The sequence below is a fragment of the Monashia sp. HAY1-2A genome, assembly GCF_056755315.1.
Genome location: NZ_JBNDHY010000093.1, coordinates 1 through 18,578 on the forward strand (window position 1 = coordinate 1; position 18,578 = coordinate 18,578).

Annotated in this window: 16 protein-coding genes and 1 pseudogene; 6 read left to right on the plus strand and 11 right to left on the minus strand. The window is 73.9% G+C overall.

The genetic code is table 11. The features are described 5' to 3' along the window. Window positions 1–184 precede the first annotated feature (184 nt). Window positions 185–565, minus strand: a complete 381-nt coding sequence (locus ACPYOM_RS14225; RefSeq protein WP_481346461.1) for a VOC family protein — start codon at window positions 563–565, stop codon at window positions 185–187. A 58-nt stretch (window positions 566–623) separates the two neighbouring features. Here ACPYOM_RS14225 and ACPYOM_RS14230 point away from each other — a divergent pair, with 58 nt between their 5' ends. Continuing rightward, the gene (locus ACPYOM_RS14230) at window positions 624–1,379 is read left to right on the plus strand and encodes a TetR/AcrR family transcriptional regulator C-terminal domain-containing protein (protein WP_481346462.1); all 756 of its coding nucleotides are present in this window, start codon (window positions 624–626) and stop codon (window positions 1,377–1,379) included. On the opposite strand, the gene ACPYOM_RS14235 is transcribed toward ACPYOM_RS14230, so the two are convergent. The 10 genes and pseudogenes from ACPYOM_RS14235 to ACPYOM_RS14280 all read right to left on the minus strand — a co-directional run bounded on the left by ACPYOM_RS14235 (window position 1,339) and on the right by ACPYOM_RS14280 (window position 11,017). Further along, window positions 1,339–3,000, minus strand: a complete 1,662-nt coding sequence (locus ACPYOM_RS14235) for an NADH-quinone oxidoreductase subunit N (protein WP_481346463.1) — start codon at window positions 2,998–3,000, stop codon at window positions 1,339–1,341. The two genes, ACPYOM_RS14230 and ACPYOM_RS14235, sit on opposite strands and share 41 nt — an antisense overlap. After that, window positions 2,997–4,502, minus strand: a complete 1,506-nt coding sequence (locus tag ACPYOM_RS14240; protein ID WP_481346464.1) for a complex I subunit 4 family protein — start codon at window positions 4,500–4,502, stop codon at window positions 2,997–2,999. The genes ACPYOM_RS14235 and ACPYOM_RS14240 overlap by 4 nt, the downstream gene beginning before the upstream one ends. Next, entirely contained in the window at window positions 4,493–6,433 is a 1,941-nt protein-coding gene (locus ACPYOM_RS14245) for an NADH-quinone oxidoreductase subunit 5 family protein (RefSeq protein ID WP_481346465.1), read from the minus strand. The genes ACPYOM_RS14240 and ACPYOM_RS14245 overlap by 10 nt, the downstream gene beginning before the upstream one ends. After that, a complete protein-coding gene (gene nuoK, locus ACPYOM_RS14250; protein ID WP_481346466.1) occupies window positions 6,430–6,924 on the minus strand; it encodes an NADH-quinone oxidoreductase subunit NuoK in 495 nt (164 codons plus the stop codon). The genes ACPYOM_RS14245 and nuoK overlap by 4 nt, the downstream gene beginning before the upstream one ends. After that, window positions 6,921–7,490 carry an NADH-quinone oxidoreductase subunit J family protein gene (locus tag ACPYOM_RS14255; protein WP_481346467.1) on the minus strand — a complete coding sequence of 190 codons (570 nt, stop codon included), beginning with the start codon at window positions 7,488–7,490 and terminating at the stop codon, window positions 6,921–6,923. The genes nuoK and ACPYOM_RS14255 overlap by 4 nt, the downstream gene beginning before the upstream one ends. Then, complete coding sequence (locus ACPYOM_RS14260) at window positions 7,487–8,377, minus strand: NuoI/complex I 23 kDa subunit family protein (RefSeq protein WP_481346468.1); 891 nt, start codon at window positions 8,375–8,377, stop codon at window positions 7,487–7,489. The genes ACPYOM_RS14255 and ACPYOM_RS14260 overlap by 4 nt, the downstream gene beginning before the upstream one ends. Window positions 8,378–8,410: 33 nt before the next feature. Further along, window positions 8,411–9,376, minus strand: a complete 966-nt coding sequence (gene nuoH, locus ACPYOM_RS14265) for an NADH-quinone oxidoreductase subunit NuoH (protein WP_481341869.1) — start codon at window positions 9,374–9,376, stop codon at window positions 8,411–8,413. Beyond that, window positions 9,373–9,897 (minus strand): NADH-quinone oxidoreductase subunit C, encoded by a 525-nt coding sequence (locus ACPYOM_RS14270; RefSeq protein ID WP_481341868.1) that lies wholly within the window; start codon window positions 9,895–9,897, stop codon window positions 9,373–9,375. The genes nuoH and ACPYOM_RS14270 overlap by 4 nt, the downstream gene beginning before the upstream one ends. A 146-nt stretch (window positions 9,898–10,043) precedes the next feature. After that, window positions 10,044–10,658 (minus strand): annotated as a pseudogene (locus tag ACPYOM_RS14275) (NADH-quinone oxidoreductase subunit B); the annotation flags it as partial. Beyond that, window positions 10,658–11,017, minus strand: coding sequence for an NADH-quinone oxidoreductase subunit A (locus ACPYOM_RS14280; RefSeq protein ID WP_481341866.1), 360 nt, complete (start codon window positions 11,015–11,017; stop codon window positions 10,658–10,660). The gene ACPYOM_RS14280 and the pseudogene ACPYOM_RS14275, both read right to left, overlap by 1 nt. A 184-nt stretch (window positions 11,018–11,201) precedes the next feature. Here ACPYOM_RS14280 and ACPYOM_RS14285 point away from each other — a divergent pair, with 184 nt between their 5' ends. From ACPYOM_RS14285 to ACPYOM_RS14305, 5 genes are all read left to right on the plus strand, one after another. Then, the gene (locus tag ACPYOM_RS14285) at window positions 11,202–13,199 is read left to right on the plus strand and encodes a 2-oxoacid:acceptor oxidoreductase subunit alpha (protein ID WP_481346469.1); all 1,998 of its coding nucleotides are present in this window, start codon (window positions 11,202–11,204) and stop codon (window positions 13,197–13,199) included. Further along, complete coding sequence (locus ACPYOM_RS14290; RefSeq protein ID WP_481346470.1) at window positions 13,196–14,272, plus strand: 2-oxoacid:ferredoxin oxidoreductase subunit beta; 1,077 nt, start codon at window positions 13,196–13,198, stop codon at window positions 14,270–14,272. The genes ACPYOM_RS14285 and ACPYOM_RS14290 overlap by 4 nt, the downstream gene beginning before the upstream one ends. An 85-nt stretch (window positions 14,273–14,357) precedes the next feature. Further along, entirely contained in the window at window positions 14,358–15,428 is a 1,071-nt protein-coding gene (gene rarD, locus ACPYOM_RS14295) for an EamA family transporter RarD (protein WP_481341862.1), read from the plus strand. 51 nt (window positions 15,429–15,479) lie between these two features. Continuing rightward, window positions 15,480–16,889: a class II fumarate hydratase gene (locus tag ACPYOM_RS14300; RefSeq protein ID WP_481346471.1), complete on the plus strand. Its 1,410-nt coding sequence runs from the start codon at window positions 15,480–15,482 to the stop codon at window positions 16,887–16,889. Beyond that, a complete protein-coding gene (locus ACPYOM_RS14305; RefSeq protein WP_481346472.1) occupies window positions 16,886–18,496 on the plus strand; it encodes an MFS transporter in 1,611 nt (536 codons plus the stop codon). The genes ACPYOM_RS14300 and ACPYOM_RS14305 overlap by 4 nt, the downstream gene beginning before the upstream one ends. Window positions 18,497–18,578 lie beyond the last annotated feature (82 nt).

Genomic DNA, 18,578 nt, shown 5'->3' on the forward strand with positions numbered 1-18,578 from the left:
CGCCCTGGGGCGCGGCGGTCGTCGAACGGGAGGGTCCCCACGTCGAGGTCGAGTGCGTGTGCGTCGACGCCTGCTTCGAGGAGCTCTGCCTACCCGACTGCGCGTGCCAGTGCGAGCCCGACCGGCGGCACCCCGTGCGCCACCGATCTTGAGGCACCTGGCGCTGCCGGGATCCCCCGGCGCCTCAGGACACCCACTCGACGAGCTGGATCGTCAGACCGTTGGGGTCGGCGACCTGGCAGTACCGCTCGCCCCAGGGCTCGGTCTCGGGCGCCGTGACGACCGGTACGCCCGCCGCCACCATCCGCTCGAACTCGACGTCGACGGACTCGACCACGAACGCGAGCAGCAGTCCTTCGCCCGCGGAACCCGCGCGGTCTGCCGGCTTGAACGATTCAAGCCCCGTGCGCAGCAGGACGACGTTCGGCCCGCCGTCGGGATGGCGCAACGAGACGAAGCCGTCGTCGGCCATCGCCACGTCGAAGCCGAGGTGCTCCTGCAGGAACGCGGCCGACGCCTCCGGGTCGGGAACGTTGAGCGAGATGGCAGAGTCGAGCAGATGCATGGCGGCCCCTTCCGTCGTGACAATATGCGTACAGTGTACATAAATTTGAGGAGGGCGCATGCCGACCCTGGTCGACCTGCTGTGGCGGCGGGAGCGCGAACCGACGAGGCCCGGTCCCGGTCGACGCCCCCGCGCGGCGGTCGACGAGATCGTGGGCGCCGGGATCGCGGTGGCCGACCGGGTCGGCACCCTCGGCTTCGGACTGCGCGAGGTCGCCAAGGAGGTGGGAGTGTCGGTCATGTCCCTCTACTCGCACGTGGCGACCCGTGAGGAGCTCCTCGCCCTCATGGTCGACGAGTGCCGGCGCAGCATGGCCGCGCGACCCAGCGAGGGACCGTGGCGCGAGCGGCTGGAGCAGGTGGCCGCCGAGAACCTCACCCTGCTCGAGCAGCATCCGTGGCTGGCGGAGTGGGAGAGCGAGCGTGAGGTGCTGGGTCCGGGCACGCTCGGCAAGTACGAGCGCGAGCTCGGTGCCGTCGCGGCGCTGCCGCTCGACGACGTCACCCGTGACGCCGTCCTCACGCTCGTCCTCGACCACGTCCGGGCCAGTGCTCGCGCGCTTCGACAGGCCGGTCAGGAGCGGGCCCGGGAGTCACCCGAACAGTGGTGGGAGCGGGAGGGGTCCCGGCTGGCCGAGCTCGACGTCGCCGGTCGCTACCCGCTCGCCTCGCGGGTCGGCACCGCCGCCGGCACCGAGCAGGGCGCGGCCCGCGACGCGGTGCGGGCCCACCACTTCGGACTCCAGGTCATCCTCGACGGCGTCGAGGCCCGGGTCAGCCGAGCAGGCGCAGCAGGACGTCCGGCTGGACGCTGACGACGACGAGCACGGCCGCCGCGAGAACCAGCCCGGCCACGGCCACCCCGCCGCCACGGCGAGGCCCCGACGCCGAGCCCGGCGGGTCCGAGGCGCCCGGCGCGCCCGAGGCACTCGAGGCACCCGGCCCGTCCGAGGCGCCCGACGCCTCCGCCGCCGCCAGCGCTCCCGACGTGTCCGGAGAGGACACGACCGGTCGCAGCCAGCGCAGGTACACGGCCACGCCGAGCACAGCGTTGGCCGCCGCGATGGCGGCGAGCCACACCCATCCCTCGGCGACGACCGGTCGCAGGGCCACGACCTTGCCGACGAGGCCGATGACGCCCGGTGGCAGTCCCGCCAGCGACGTGAGCGCGAGGGCGAGCGCCCCGGCACGCCACGGGCTGCGGCGCCACAGGCCTTCGTACCCGGCGAGGACACGGCCGTCGGCGGGCCGCTCGCGGACGGTCACGGCCACGACCGCGAAGGCGACGAGCGTCGCGGCGACGTAGGTGAGCAGGTAGGTCGCGCTCGCCCCGACCCCGAGGGCCGAGATGCTCACGAGCGGCAGGATCACCCAGCCCGCCTGGGCGACCGTCGACCAGGCCAGGAGGCGCACGACGTCGTCCTGCCGCAGCGCCAGGACGTTGCCGACGGTCATGCTCAGCGCGGCGAGCAGGGCGATCGACGACAGAGCGGGCGTGCCGAGCACCGAGACCGCCCGCAGGACGACGAGCAGGGCGGCGAGCGCGGCGATCTTCGACACGGTCGCCAGGAACGTCGCGATCGGCAGCGGTGCGCCGGCGTAGGCGGTGGGGGTCCACGCGTGGAACGGCACGAGCGAGAGCTTGAAGCCCACCCCGGCCAGCACGAGAACGGTCGCCAGGGAGACGACCCCGGCCGACACCGAGGGGAAGACCACCGACGTCGGGGAGCCCGGGGCGGTCTGGAACGCGCCGCCCGTGGACAGCGCGGCGTCGGGGGTCAGGAAGGGGCTGCCGGTGGCCGCATACCAGAGCGCGACACCGAGGGTGAGCAGGGCGAATGACACGAGCGACGTGACGAGCAGCTGGGTCGCCCCGGCGACGGCCGAGCGCCGCCCGGACAGCGCGACGAGGACGACGACCGGCAGGGTCGCGAGCTCGAGGGCGACCAGCCACGTGCCGACGTCGCGGCTGGCCGCCACGACGACCGTGGCGGCCAGGGCGGCGAGCAGGAGCACGACTTGCACCGGTTCGGAGGCCGGCTCGGGCGCGGACGACCGGGACGGCGCGGACGACCCGGGCCTCCGGCCGCGCCGCGGCCACGCCAGCAGGACGCAGAGGAGGGCGGCGGCCCCCGCCGCGATCTGGAGCGCGCCGGTCAGGGCGTCGGCCTCCCAGAAGCACGACGCAGGCAGTCCCTCGACCGTGGGCAGCGCCGAGCCGGACGGCGGCGCCAGGCACAGGGTGGTCCGGGTGTCGCCGCTCGCGAGGCCGGGCACCGTCGCCAGGGCCGTCCCCACGGACGCGAGCGCCGCCACGCCCCACGGCAGCCGCCGCAGCGTCGGCACGACCAGGTCGGCGACGAGCACGAGCAGCGCGCAGCCCAGCGGGACGAGCGCCGGCAGGAGGACGGCGAGGTCGAGGCTCAGCCCCTTCACGGCGCCACCCCCGTACCGGTGAGCAGCCCGCCGGCCGCGGCGGCGGACAGCGACAGGAGCAGGTGCGGCGCGACACCGAGCACGACGATGACCACGACGAGCGTCACCATGACGGCCCACCGGATGCCCTGGGCGTCGGCGACGGCGACCGCCGCAGAACCGGTCGCCGCGTCGCTGCCCTCACCGGCCCAGACGATGCGGGCCACCCGCAACGAGTAGGCGGCCGCGAGCGCCAGGCCGACGGCGCCGAGCACGACGCAGACCCGGAGCAGGGCGACCGGCCGGCCGTCGGCGGGTGACCACGTCGCGTACAGCGCGAGGAACTCGCCCCAGAAGCTGATGAGCCCGGGCAGCCCGAGCGCCCCGGCGAGACCGAGGACGAGGGCGCCACCGAGGCGAGGAGCGTTGTCGCGCAGGGCCGCCCGGGCCACCCGCAGGTCGGCGGAGCCCCAGCGCTCCTTGAGCTCGCCGACGACGACGAACAGCAGCGCCGAGACGACGCCGTGCGCGATGTTGCCGAAGAGGGCGGCCTGCAACCCGGTCTCGCTGCCGGAGGCGAGGGCGAGGGCGACGAAGCCCATGTGCGCCACCGAGCTGTAGGCGATGAGCCGCTTGAGGTCGCGTTCGACGAGGCAGGCGAGGCCTCCCCAGAGGATGCCGACGACGCCGAGGAGGGCGAGCACGGGCGCGAGCGCGGCGACGCCGGCCGGCACGGTGGCGACGACGAGGCGCACGATGCCGTAGGTCCCCATCTTGAGCAGGACGGCGGCGAGCAGCACCGACCCTGCGGTGGGCGCGATGGTGTGCGCCGACGGGAGCCACGTGTGCAGCGGCCAGAGCGGCACCTTGATGCCGAGCCCGACGAGGAGGACGGCGGCCACGGCGACCTCGAGCGGCCGGGCCAGCCCGGCGCCGTGCCGGGCGGCGAGGACCGCGAGGTCGGACGTGCCCTGGTGGTGCACGAGCAGGAGGATGCCGATCAGCATCAGCGTCGAGCCGAGGACGGTGAACAGCACGAACCGGCCGGCCGCGTCGGCCCGGGCCTCGTCGCGCACGTGGTCGTCGCCGAACCGACGGATGAGCACCCACATCGGCACGAGGACGACCTCGAAGGCGATGAAGAAGAGGATGGCGTCGCGGGCCAGGAACGTGCCGAGCGCGCCGGTCTCGACGAGGAGGATGCACCCGAGGAACGTCGAGCCGCTGCCTCCCTTGGGGATCGGACCCGAGAGCGCGTGCGCGACGAGGCCCACCGTCAGCAGGGCGGTCAGCAGCACGAGCGCCGCCGAGACGCCGTCGACGCCGAAGTGCCATCGCACACCGAGGGACCGGATCCACGGTGCGTCGACCTCGGCGCGGGTGGCGACGACGACCACGGCGAGGACCGCGGTGACGACCGAGGCGCCGAGGGCGATGCCCCGTTCGGCTCGCGACTCGCCCGGGATCGCGACGAGGGCGATGGCCGCGAGCAGCGGCACGAGCAGCATCAGCGTCAGCGCCACGCGGCCACCCCCAGGACGGCCACCGAGACGGCACCGACGAGCACGGCGACGAGGGCACCCGACGGCACGCCCCGGTGGGCGCGGTCACCGAGGCGCCCGACGCCACGGACGACGACGGCGGTGGCACGCGGGTAGGCGTCGACGACGTCGCGGTCGAGGGCCACGACGAGACGTGCGGCCGCCGTGACCATCCGGCCGAAGGCGACGTAGGCCGTGTCGACGCCGAAGCCGCGAACCGCGTTCTCGCGCAGGCGCGCCGGGACGTGGTCGGCGACGTCGACGCGACCCCGGTCGCTCAGCGACCACACCGCGAAGGCCGCCCCGACGACGAGGAGGACCGACAGCAGGGCACTGAGCAGACCGATGTGGACGCCACCACGCATCCCGGTGAGCAGGAGGGCGCCGAGGACGGTCAGCGCTGCGAGCGCCGACACGACGATGGCAGCGGGCAGGGTGATCGCCCTGTGCCCGTGGGCGTGGACCCGCTCGACCTCCGCGTCGTCCGCGCTGTCGGCGGTCGTGACGACGGCGACGTCCTCCTCGGCGACCACGGCGTCGGGCGTCGCTGCGGGGTGGGCGGCCTCGACGGTGTCGGGGAGGGGTGCCGGTCCGGCGACGGCACCGGCCACCGGGGTGTCGAGCAGCAGCCAGGCGCGGGTGCAGTACGCGGCGGTGAGCACGACAGTGACGAAGAGGGCGACGACGACGATCGTCGCGCCGACACCCTCCCCCTCGAGTGCGGCGTCGATGACGGTGTCCTTGCTGACGAAGCCGACGAGGGGCGGCACCCCGGCGAGCGCGGCGAGGCCGATGCCGGTCGACCACCGCAGCGCGCCGGTGCCGCGCAGCCGACCGCGGAGCGTGACGAGGGCGGTTGCACCGGCCAGCACCGCCAGCCACCCGGCCGCGAGGAAGAGCAGCGCCTTGAAGAACGCGTGTCCGATCAGGTGCGACAGGCCGGCCCCGGGACCGAGGTCGTGCGGTGCGGCGGCCAGCGCCGAGAGCATGATGGCGACCTGGCTGAGGGTCGAGTAGGCGAGCATCCGCTTGAGGTCGGTCTGCACGAGGGCGAGCAGGGCGGCGTAGACCATCGTCACCGCCGCGAGGACCGCGAGCAGGGTCCGCGCGCCGTCGTGTCCGGCGTAGAGGGAGAAGAGCCTTGCGATGACGTACGTGCCGGCCGCGACCATCGTCGCGGCGTGGATGAGGGCCGAGGCCGGCGTCGGGCCCTCCATGGCGTCGGGCAGCCAGTCGTGGAACGGGACGAGGCCGGACTTGCCGGCGACCCCGACGGCCACGCCGATGAGGCCGACGGTCAGCGCGGTGGTGTGGCCGGTCGCGGAGATCACGGCGAGCAGGTCGGTGCTGCGGGCCCGGACCGAGAGGGCGACGATCCCCACGACCATGCCGATGTCGGCGACCCGCGTCACGAGGAACGCCTTGTAGGCGGCGCGCCGGGCCGCCGGCCGCTCGCTGTCGTGGCCGATGAGCAGCCACGAGCACCAGCCCATGACCTCCCAGCCGACGAGCATCAGGACGAGGTCGGAGGCCTGGACGACGAGGAGCATCCCGGCGGCGAACAACGACACCGACGCGGCGAAGCGCCCGTAGCGCGGGTCGTCGCCGAGGTACCAGACCGTGAACACCTGGATGCCGAGGACGACGAGCGCCACGACGAAGGACACGAGGCCCGAGACCCGGTCGGACAGCAGGTGCAGGGGCGCGGCGAGGTCACCCAGGGGCAGCGCACCGAAGGTGCCGATGTCGGCGGTGCGCGTCGGGGCGACCCACTGGAGCAGCGCGAGGACCGCGACGAGGGTCGACGCGCCGACCGCGACGCCGCCCGACACCCGACGCTGCCGGTGCACGAGCAGACCGGCCAGGGCGGCGAGCGCCGGGACGACGACGATCATCCGCACGACCCAGCTCATGACCGCACCTCCGGCCCCGCCGCAGCGGGCTCGCCGGCCTGGCCGTGCGCATCGGAGGCGCCGCGCGCATCGGAGGCGCCGCGCGCATCGGAGGCGCCGCGCGCATCGGAGGCGCCGCGCGCGCCGCTCCCGGCCGATGCGTACGGCTCGTCGGCGCCGTCCTCCAGGTCGTCGGGCTCCGGTCCGTCGTCGAGGTCGGGCACGTGCGTCAGGTCGACATGGCCCGTCGTGCGGAAGAGCACGAGCACGATGGCGAGCGCGACGACGACCTCGGCCGCCGCGATGGTGATGACGAAGAGCGTCAGCACGGCGCCTGCCGCGAGCGGGGACCCCGAACGCGAACCAGCCGTCACGAGAAGGAGGTTCGCCGCGTTGAGGACGAGCTCGACGCCGATGAGCACGAGCACGGCGTTGCGCCGGGCGAGGATGCCGAAGACGCCGGCGCCCGCGAGCAGGGCGACGAGGAGGACGGGCAGCTCGAGGTGGATCACGAGGCGGCCCCCGACCCCGGGCGACGCGCGCGCTCGGCGGCGACCGCGTCGACGCGTCCGCGCTCGAGCACGAGGCGCGACACCGCGAAGGCTCCGACGAGTGCCACGAGCAGCAGCACCGACAGCAGCTCGAACGGCCACACCCACGTGCCGAACACGGCCTGGGCGATGCGCGGGGTCGCCGAGGGCGCGTCGTCGAGCGAGGCGGTGGCCCCGGAGAAGAGCGGCAGGAGCAGCGCCCCAAGCAGGACCGCCGTGGCCGCCCCGAGGAGGGCGCCGACCACGCGCTGCCAGGCCGGGGTGTCGATCTCGGCGTGCGGACCGATCGGCGCCCGGGTCAGCATGAGCGCGAAGAGCACGAGGACGACGACCGCGCCCACGTAGACGAGCAGTTGCACGAGTCCGACGAGCTCCTGGCCGAGCACGAGGTAGCACCCGGCGAGCGAGCCGAGCGACACCAGCAGCCACAGGGCCGCGTGCACCACGTGACGCGTCGTGACGGCGAGCAGCGCCGTGAGGCCCGTGATCGCGCCGACGGCGGCGAACACGATGTCGCGGGTCGTCACGCGCGGCCCTCCTCGTCGGGGGCCTCCGGCGTCGAGGACGTCGGCAGCACCTGCGTCTCGTCGCCCGTGCCCGACGGCGTCTCGGGCGTCGAGGAGGTCGGCAGCACCTGCGTCTCGTCGCCGCTGCGGGACGCGGTCGCCGCGGCGTCCACGGCGTCCACGGCGTCGTCGGTGCCGGCGCTCCCGGCGCTGCCGGCAGTGCCGACGGCCGGCATCCGACGGGTCGGCGCGACGGTGCCCGGCGCGTCGGCCCCGGGCGTGGTGTCGCGCGCGGGCCGGACCCGCGTCGGACGCGTCGCCGCGCCTGCGCGCGCAGCGCCGGCGCGATCGCCGGGACCCGCGGCGCCGGCGGCGCCGGCGGCTCCCGCGCCGCGCGCCCCGCGGGCCGGGCGCGAGGACGCCGCGACCTCGGCGGGCTCGGCGCTGCCGGGGTCGAGCGCGGGCGGAGGCGGGACCGTGGCCATCCACGCGCCGAGGCGGTCCTTCTCGTGGAGCAGGTCGCGGATGTCGAGCTCGGCGTACTCGAACTCGGGGCTCCAGTGCAGCGCGTCGAACGGGCAGGCCTCGATGCAGATGCCGCAGTACATGCACAGCGAGAAGTCGATGGCGAACCGGTCGAGGACGTTGCGCTGCCGGGCCCTGCCACCGGGCGTCGTCGGCGGGACCTCCTCCTTGTGGGAGTCGATGTAGATGCACCAGTCGGGGCACTCGCGCGCGCAGAGCATGCACGACGTGCAGTTCTCCTCGGTCAGCGCGATGACGCCCCGCGAGCGCGGGGGCAGCGCCGGCGCGACGTCGGGATACTCCACCGTGTGACTGCGGCGGGTCATCGTGCGGGCCGTCTGCGCGAGGCCCCTGACGAGGCCGGGGACGATGCCGTCACCCACGGCGGGTCACCCCCTCGGGTCGGGTCGGGGCGCTCATCGGACCATCACCACGCCGACGGCGGTCAGCGCCAGCTGGAGCAGTGACAGCGGCACGAGCCACACCCAGGCCAGCCGCTGCAGCTGGTCCTCCCGCATCCGCGGCCACGAGACCCGCAGCCAGATGACGACGACGGCGACGAGGAAGCCCTTGAGCAGGGTCCACAGCCAGCCGAGAGGCCCCTCGAGCGGGCCGGCCCAGCCGCCGAGGAACAGCACGGCGAACAGCAGCGAGAAGACGACGATGCCGGCGTACTCGGCGAGCAGGAAGAAGGCGAACCGCAGGCCGGTGTACTCGGTGAAGGCCCCGAAGACGATCTCGGAGTCGGCGACCGGCATGTCGAACGGAGGGCGCTGCAGCTCGGCGAGCGCGGCGACGAGGAAGACGACCATGCCCGGCAGCTGCCAGAGCAGCCACCACGGCGACCACGCCTCGGCGATGCCGACGACCGAGAGTGTGCCGGCCGCGAGCGCGACCGACGCGACCGACAGCACGAGCGGCAGCTCGTAGGAGACGAGCTGCGCGGCCGCACGCATCGCGCCGAGCAGCGAGTACTTGTTGGCCGAGGCCCAGCCGGCCATGAGCGTGCCGACGACGCCGACGCCGACGGCCGCGAGGACGAGCACGACGCTGGCCTCGACGTCGGCCCCGACGACGTCCGGCGACAGCGGTACGACGGCCAGCGCGACGAGATAGGGCACGAGCGCGACGAACGGCGCGAGGCGGAACACCCACCGGTCGGCCCGCGCCGGCGTGACGTCCTCCTTCTGGACGAACTTGACGCCGTCGGCGACTAGCTGGGCCCAGCCGTGGAACCCGCCGGCGTACATCGGCCCGAGCCGGCCCTGCATGTGTGCCATGACCTTGTGCTCGGTCTGGCCGACGAGCAGCGGCAGCACGAGGAAGGCGACGAGCACGGCGACGGCACGCAGCACGACCTCGAGCCAGGGGGCGAGCGTCATCGCGGACCCCACTCGGGTCCGGGCACGCCCGGTGCCTGCACGCGGCGGCGACCGGGGGCGCGGGCGCTGTCGTGGCCCTCCCCCGGCTCCTTGGCACCCGGCCACGGCTTGGACGCGCGGGCCGCCAGCACGAACGACTTGCGCAGCGGCGTGCCCTCGAAGCCCTCGGGCAGCAGGAGCGGGCGCAGCCCGAGCCCGGTGCCGTCGTCGAAGCCGTCGAAGTCGATGCCGAACATCTCGTGGGTCTCGCGCTCGTGCCACGCGGCGCCCGCGAAGACCGGTGTCAGCGAGGGGACGGCACGTCCCTCGGGCGCGCGGGTGCGCACGAGGACGCCGGTGGCCGCGCCGGGCCTCGACGGGTCGAGCAGGTGGCACACGACGTCGAAGCCGGGTGCGTCGTCGCGGTCGGTCTCGTCGACGGCGGTCAGCCAGTCGAAGTACCGGTAGCCCTGCTCGCGCAGCTCGAGGACCGCGCCGGCCCAGTCGTCGACCGGGACGTCGCGCGGGTCGGCGGTGATCATCGGCCGGCCCCCGTCGTCCCACCGGTACCGGACGTACCGGATGTGCCGGACGTGCCGGACGTGCCGGACGTGCCGGACGTGCGGGGGGTGGCGGGTGCGCCGGCGCCGGACGGGCCGCGACCGGATGCGCCGGGCCCCCGGCGACGCGGGCGCGACAGCAGCGGTCGGCGGACGTCACCGGCGCTGGCGACGCGGTTGCCGGCGTACCGGCCGCGGATGCGCTGGGCCGAGAGGCGCTCGTCGGCGATCTGCTCCTGGAGGCGGATGATGCCGTGCAGCAGGGCCTCCGGGCGCGGTGGGCACCCCGGCACGTAGACGTCGACGGGCACCACCTGGTCGACGCCCTTGGTGACCGAGTAGGAGTCCCAGTACGGGCCGCCCGAGTTGGAGCAGGCACCGAAGGAGATGACGTACTTCGGCTCGGGCATCTGGTCGTAGAGGCGGCGGATGGCCGGGGCCATCTTGTCGGTGACGGTGCCGGACACGACCATGAGGTCGGCCTGCCGCGGACCGGGCGCGAAGGGGATGACGCCGAGCCGGATGAAGTCGTGCCGTCCCATCGACGCAGCGATGAACTCGATGGCGCAGCAGGCCAGCCCGAAGTTGAAGACCCACAGGGAGTAGCGCCGGCCCCAGTTGAGGACGACCTTGACCGGACGCGGCGCGTACGCGCCCAGCACGCCCATCTGCACCGGGGCCTGCGCCGACGGGACGGTCGGCATCGGCAGGTCCACGGGACCTCCCGGCTCGCGGGCCGCCATCACACCCACCTCAGGAGGCCGCGGCGGGCGGCGTGCGCGAGACCGAGGACGATGACGCCGATGAAGACGCCCATCTCGACGAGGCTCGCCCGGCCGATCGACGCGTCGCGCAGCACGAGCGCCCACGGGAACAGGTAGATGGCGTCGACGGCGAAGACGACGTAGAGGAAGCTGAAGACGAAGTAGCGCACCTTGGTCTGGGCCCAGCCCTCGCCGACCGGGTCGACGCCGGACTCGTACGTCGTCAGCTTGGCCGCCAGCGGGGCGCGCGGGGCGAGGAGCCGGCGGGCCAGCATCGCGGCGGTCACGAGGACGACGCCGGCGGCGAGCACCGCTGCGACGGCCACGTACCCGGACATGTCGGCCAGCCTATCCATGCCGGCAGTCGAGCGGCACGGTGCGGGTGCGCGCCTCGGCCCGATTGGGCGGGTCCACGTTCTGGCACCTGCACAAACTGCGCCCGTGTGCGACATAGCATGGAAGAAGCCCGCCGCGCGCTGCCCCGGGCCGTGGATCGTAGGAAGTTCGAGGACGTCGCAGAGCATGAGCACCAAGAAGGTCCAGCAGCTCGACCGCGTGGTCATACGGTTCGCCGGGGACTCCGGCGACGGCATGCAGCTGACCGGTGACCGCTTCACGTCACAGACCGCGCTGCTCGGCAACGACCTGTCGACGTTGCCGAACTTCCCCGCCGAGATCCGCGCACCCCAGGGCACGCTGCCCGGCGTGTCCAGCTTCCAGCTGCACTTCGCCGACCACACCGTCCTGACACCGGGCGACGCGCCGGACGTCCTCGTGGCGATGAACCCGGCGGCGCTCAAGGCCAACCTGCGCGACCTGCCGCGCGGCGCCACCCTCATCGTCAACACCGACGAGTTCTCGAAGCGCAACCTGTCGAAGGTCGGCTACACGCAGAACCCGCTCGAGGACGGCTCCCTCGCCTCGTGGCACGTGCACCCGGTGGCCCTGACCTCGATCACGGTCGAGGCGCTCGCGTCCTTCACCGACCTGACCCGCAAGGAGAAGGAGCGGGCCAAGAACATGTTCGCCCTCGGCCTGCTGTCCTGGCTCTACACGCGGCCGATGGACGGCACCGAGGCGTTCCTCAAGGGCAAGTTCGCCGACAAGCCGGAGATCCTCGAGGCGAACCTCGCCGCGCTGCACGCCGGGTTCAACTACGGCGAGACGACCGAGGACTTCGCCGTCGCCTACGAGGTCGCCCCGGCCCGGATGCGCGCCGGCACGTACCGCAACGTCACCGGCAACGTCGCGCTGTCGCTCGGTCTCGTCGCGGCAGCCCACCGCGCCGGCCTGCCGCTCTTCCTCGGCTCCTACCCGATCACGCCCGCCTCCGACATCCTGCACACCCTCGCCGGTCTCAAGCGCTACGGCGTCGCGACGATGCAGGCCGAGGACGAGATCGCCGGCGTCGGCGCGGCGCTCGGGGCGAGCTTCGGTGGCGCGCTCGGCGTCACGACCACCTCCGGCCCGGGCCTGGCGCTCAAGGCCGAGACCATCGGCCTCGCGGTCTCGCTCGAGCTGCCGCTCGTCATCTGCGACATCCAGCGCGGTGGGCCCTCGACCGGCCTGCCGACCAAGACCGAGCAGGCCGACCTGCTCCAGGCGATGTTCGGGCGCAACGGCGAGTCCCCGGTGGCCGTCGTCGCCCCCGCCACGCCCGCGGACTGCTTCGACGTCGCCCTCGAGGCCGTCCGCATCGCCACGACGTACCGCACCCCCGTCATCGTCCTGTCCGACGGCTACCTCGCCAACGGGTCCGAGCCGTGGCGCCTGCCGCGGACGGCCGAGCTGCCCGACCTCACCGTCGAGCACGCCACCGAGCCCAACGCCACCGACGCCGCGGGCGCCCCGGTCTTCCATCCGTACCTGCGCGACCCCGAGACGCTCGCGCGGCCGTGGGCCGTGCCGGGAACGCCGGGCCTCGAGCACCGCGTCGGCGGCATCGAGAAGGCCGACGTCACGGGCAACATCTCCTACGACCCCGACAACCACGACCACATGACGCGCCTGCGCCAAGCCAAGATCGACGGGATCGCCGACACCGTCGCGCCGCTCGAGGTCGACGACCCGACCGGTGACGCGGACGTCCTCGTCCTCGGCTGGGGCTCGACGTACGGCCCGATCGCCGCCGGCGTGCGCGAGGCCCGGGCTCGGGGCGCCCGGGTCGCCCAGGCCCACCTGCGTCACCTCAACCCGTTCCCCGCCAACACCGGCGAGGTGCTGCGCGGCTACGACCGCGTCATCGTCCCCGAGATGAACCTCGGCCAGCTGGCCCTGCTGCTGCGCGCGAAGTACCTCGTCGACGTCGAGTCGCACACGTCGGTGCGGGGCCTGCCGTTCCAGGCCCGCGAGCTGGCCGACGTCGTGGCCGCGGCCTCCGCGTCGACGCGCCCCGCCGCCGGCGCGGGCGACCCCGCCGGTGCCGGTGCGGCCGGTGCCGTGGGCGCCGCCACCCCTGACGCCCACGGGAACGGCACGGCCCACGGCACCGACGCACGCGTGAAGGAGACCGCGAAGTGAGCATCGACCTGGGCATGCCCGCCCTCGGCACCGCCGGCGTCCCGCGCCTCGGCGAGGGCGAGGCCCTGACGAAGAAGGACTTCACCTCCGACCAGGAGGTGCGCTGGTGCCCGGGGTGCGGCGACTACGCGATCCTCGCCGCCGTGCAGGGCTTCCTGCCCGAGCTCGGGCTGCGCCGCGAGAACATCGTCTTCGTCTCCGGCATCGGGTGCAGCTCGCGCTTCCCGTACTACCTCGACACGTACGGCATGCACTCGATCCACGGCCGCGCCCCCGCCATCGCCACGGGCCTGGCCGCCACACGCGAGGACCTCTCGGTATGGGTCGTCACCGGTGACGGCGACGCCCTGTCGATCGGTGGCAACCACCTCATCCACGCGCTGCGCCGCAACGTCAACCTCAAGATCCTGCTGTTCAACAACGAGATCTACGGGCTGACGAAGGGCCAGTACTCGCCGACGTCGCAGGTCGGCCAGGTGACCAAGTCGACGCCGCTCGGCTCGCTCGACACCCCGTTCAACCCGGTGTCGCTCGCGCTCGGCGCCGAGGCGAGCTTCGTCGCCCGAACCATGGACTCCGACCGCCAGCACCTGACGGCGGTGCTGCGCGCGGCGGCCGAGCACCGCGGGTCGGCGTTCGTCGAGATCTACCAGAACTGCCCGATCTTCAACGACGGCGTCTTCGACGTCCTCAAGGACCGCACCGAGGCCGCGGCTCGCATCCTGCACCTCGTCGACGGGCAGGAGGTCGGCACCGCCGAGAGCGTCGTCGTGCGCGACGACCGCGGCTCGCTGTCGGTCGTGCCGCGTGCCGAGGCGGACCCCGCGCGGGTCGTCGTCCACGACGCCGGAGCCACCGACCCGTCGGGTGCCTTCGCCCTTTCCCGCCTCGACTCCCCCGACCTCGGCCACGTGCCGATGGGAGTCTTCCGCAACGTCTCACGCCCGACCTACGACGACCGGCTGCGCGAGCAGGTCGCCTCGGCCCGCACGACGCCGGTCACCGACGCCGACATCGACGCCCTCCTCGCCGGCCGCGACACGTGGACCGTGGGCGAGCCCACGACCGCGTGAGGTCGCTGCACGCCGCGTCGCCGGGCCGGCTGTGAGGTCGCGCCCGTCCGGGCTTCCGTCTGGGGGTCTTCCTGCGCGACGGCCCGTGGCGGCCCGCGCAGGTGGGCTCGCGCTCGGCTCTCCCGAGGGCGAGACCGGCCGGGGCACCGTCCTCGGGTTCGCGGCGTACGGCCTCTGGGGACTGTTCCCGCTCTACTTCGACGCGCTGCGCCCCGCAGGCGCCTGGGAGATCCTCGCCCACCGCATCCTGTGGACCCTGCTGGTCTGCGCGCTCGTCCTGCTCGCCCGCCGCGACGTCGGCTGGGTCGCTCCGCTGCTGCGTCGGCCCCGGCTGCTCGTCGGGCTCGCGGTGGCCGCGGTGCTCATCGCCGTCAACTGGGTCGTGTACGTGGCCGCCGTCGTGGCCGGCAACACGAGCGAGGCGGCCCTCGGCTACTTCCTCAACCCGCTCGTCACGGTCGCGCTCGGTGTGGTCGTGCTCCGCGAGCGGCTGCGGGCGCTCCAGTGGGCGGCCGTCGGCATCGGCGTCGCGGCCGCCGTGTTCCTCGGTGTCGCCGGCGGACACGTGCCGTGGGTCGCCTTGGCCCTGGCCGGCTCGTTCTCCCTCTACGGGCTGACGAAGAAGAAGCTCGGGGCGAGCCTGGAGGCCCTGCACGGGCTCACCGTCGAGACGGTCGTGCTCGCGCCCATCGCCGCGGTGACGCTCGGGCTCGTCGCGGGCCACGGCGGCCTCGCGTTCGGCCACCACGGTGCCGTCCACACGACCCTGCTCGTGCTGTCCGGTGTCGTCACGGCAGTTCCGCTGCTGTGCTTCGCCGCCGCGGCCCGGCGCGTCCCCCTCGTGACGATCGGCCTCATCCAGTTCATCACCCCGGTCATGCAGCTGCTCTGCGCGGTGCTCCTGCTCGGCGAGCACCTGCCGGCCGAGCGGTGGGTGGGCTTCGGCATCGTCTGGGTGGCCCTGCTGCTCCTGACGACCGACTCCCTGCTCAGCGTCCGGGCCACGCGACGCGCGACCCGGGCCACCCGGGCCGGGGACGGTAGGGAGGCTCCCGAGGGCGTGCAGGCCACGGAGGCGACGGAGGCGACGGACGCCGGCGGTCGGGGGCAGGCTCGCGAGCCGCGTCCGGTGCCGGCCGACGACTGCCCCCGCTGACCGACCCCGTTGCCGCGCCACGGCCCGGGCCGGGCGCGCATGATGGGGGGCATGACTGACGCGAGCCAGGCGTACCGGACCGAGCACGACTCGATGGGCGAGGTCCAGGTGCCCGCCGATGCCCTGTGGGGTGCCCAGACGGCCCGGGCCGTCGAGAACTTCCCGGTGAGCGGCCAACCGGTCCCGTCGGGCGTCGTGCACGCCCTCGCCCGGCTCAAGGCCGCGGCGGCGCGGGTGAACGCGGACCTCGGCGTCCTCGAGGCACCGATGGCCCGGGCCGTCGCAGCTGCCGCCGACGAGGTCGCCCGGGGCGAGCACGACGACCAGTTCCCGGTCGACGTCTTCCAGACCGGTTCGGGCACCTCGACGAACATGAACGTCAACGAGGTCGTCGCGCGCCTGGCCCACCTGTCCTCGGGACTCGGCGTGCATCCCAACGACCACGTCAACGCCGGCCAGTCGAGCAACGACACCTTCCCCAGCGCCCTGCGGATCGCCGCCACCGAGGCCGCCCTGACCGACCTGGTCCCGGCCCTCGAGCACCTCGCCACGGCGCTCGGCGGCAAGGAGGCCGAGTTTGCCGACGTCGTCAAGCCCGGACGCACGCACCTCATGGACGCCGTCCCCGTGACCCTCGGCCAGGAGTTCGGCGGGTACCGCCGGCAGGTCGAGCTCGGCGCCGAACGCGTCCGGCACGCGGCCCGCGCGACCGCGGAGCTGCCCTTGGGTGGCACCGCCGCCGGGACCGGCATCAACGCGGCGCCGGGTTTCGCGGCGGCGGTCATCGAGCGGGTGTCGGCCGACATCGGGATCGAGTTCCGCGAGGCCGAGAACCACTTCGAGGCCCAGTCGACCCAGGACGCCGTCGTCGAGCTGTCGGGTGCCCTCAAGGTCGTGGCCGTGGGCCTGACGAAGATCTGCAACGACCTGCGGTGGATGTCCTCCGGCCCCCGAACCGGCCTCGGGGAGATCCACCTGCCCGACCTGCAGCCCGGGTCCAGCATCATGCCGGGCAAGGTCAATCCCGTCGTGCCCGAGGCGACACTCATGGTGTGCGCGCAGGTCATCGGCAACGACGTCACCGTGACCACCGCGGGCGCGGCCGGCAACTTCGAGCTCAACGTCATGCTGCCGGTCCTGGCCAAGAACGTCCTCGAGTCGCTGACCCTGCTCGCCTCGACCGCGCGGCTGCTCGCCGACCGCTGCGTCGAGGGCATCACGGCCGAGGTGGAGCACGCCCGCGCGCTGGCCGAGGGCTCGCCGTCGGTCGTCACGCCGCTCAACCGGTACATCGGCTACGAGGCTGCGGCGGCCGTGGTCAAGCAGGCGGTGCGCGAGCGGCGGACGATCCGCGACGTCGTCATCGACCAGGGTCATGTCGCGGACGGAAAGCTGACCGAGGAGCAGCTCGACGACGCCCTCGACGTGCTGGCGATGACCCGTCCGCCGAGCCGGTCGTGACCACCGACGCTCCGGCAGGAGGCCTGACGCTCGGGACCCGGACGGGACGGCTCGTCGTCACCGCGGCGGTCCTCGGGTCGGGCATGGCCATGCTCGACGGCACGGTCGTCAACGTCGCACTCGTGCGCATCGGGCACGACCTGTCCGCCGACCTCGCTGCGCTGCAATGGATCTCGAACGGCTACCTGCTGGCGCTCGCGTCCCTGATCCTGCTCGGTGGCTCCCTCGGTGACCGTTACGGCCGCCGTCGCGTCTTCGTCGTCGGAGTCGTGTGGTTCACGCTGGCCTCCGCGGCCTGCGGCCTGGCCCAGTCCCCCGGCCAGCTCATCGCGGCGCGGGTCCTCCAGGGCGTCGGTGGCGCCCTGCTCACCCCGGGCAGCCTGGCGATGATCCAGTCGACGTTCCGGCACGACGACCGCGCGAAGGCCATCGGCGCGTGGTCCGGGCTGGGTGGCATCGCCGCGGCCGTCGGCCCGTTCGTCGGCGGATGGCTCGTCGAGTACGCGAGCTGGCGGTGGGCGTTCCTGCTCAACGTGCCGCTCGGCGTCCTGACCGTGTGGATCGCCCTCGCTGCCGTCCCCGAGACCCGGGACGCCGAGGCCGACCACACCTTCGACGTCACCGGGGCGCTTCTCGCGACGCTCGCCCTCGGCGTCACGACCTACGCGCTCATCGAGCACGACTCCCTCGGTGCCGGCGGCACGGCGGGGGTCGCCGCCGTCGGTCTCGCGCTGGCGACCGCCTTCGTCGTCGTCGAGCGGCGCACCCGCCACCCGATGGTGCCTCCGTCGCTGTTCGCGTCGCGGCAGTTCACCGCGGCCAACGGCATGACGCTGCTCGTCTACGCGGCGCTGGGCGCGGTCTTCTTCTTCCTCACCCTGCAGCTGCAGACGGTGCTCGGGTGGGGGCCGCTGCCGGCGGGCACGGCCTCGCTGCCCATCACGGTCCTCATGTTGCTGTTCGCGGCGCGCGGCGGTGAGCTGGCGGCGCGCATCGGTCCGCGGCTGCCGATGACCGTCGGTCCCGTCCTGTGCGGGGTCGGCACGCTGCTGCTCGCCGGCGTCGACGCGTCCTCGTCCTACTGGACCGGGGTGCTTCCCGGCGTCACCGTCTTCGGCGTCGGGCTGGTGCTGCTCGTCGCGCCGCTCACGGCGACGGTGCTCGCCGCCGCCCCGGACCGGTTCGCCGGCGTCGCGAGCGGCGTCAACAACGCCGTGGCGCGCGCCGGCAGCCTCCTCGCGGTCGCGGCGCTGCCCGCGGCCGTCGGGCTCGCGGGTGCGGACTACGCACGGCCCGAGGTGTTCTCCTCCGGCTACCACTCCGCGATGCTCGTGTGTGCGGTGCTGCTCGTGGCCGGTGGCGCCGTCTCGTGGTTGCTCATCGCCGACGACACAGGGCTGGCGGACGCGGCCGAACCCGCGTCGCCCGCGACGCGGGTGGAGCCGCCGGAGAAGGCCGCGGAGCCGGTGACGGCGGGACCCGCGACGACGCACACGGCGCGCGCGGCGCACCTCGCCCCAGCCGGTTGGTCGTGCTCGGGCACGCAGGGCTGCCCCGGCACCAGCACCGAGCGCGCGGACGACGCCGGCGTGGCCCGCGTCCACTAGACCACCCCGTTCGACCCCGGGCGCTACGTCACTGCTCACTCAGACCTGTCTCTTATACACATCTGACGCTGCCGACGACGGA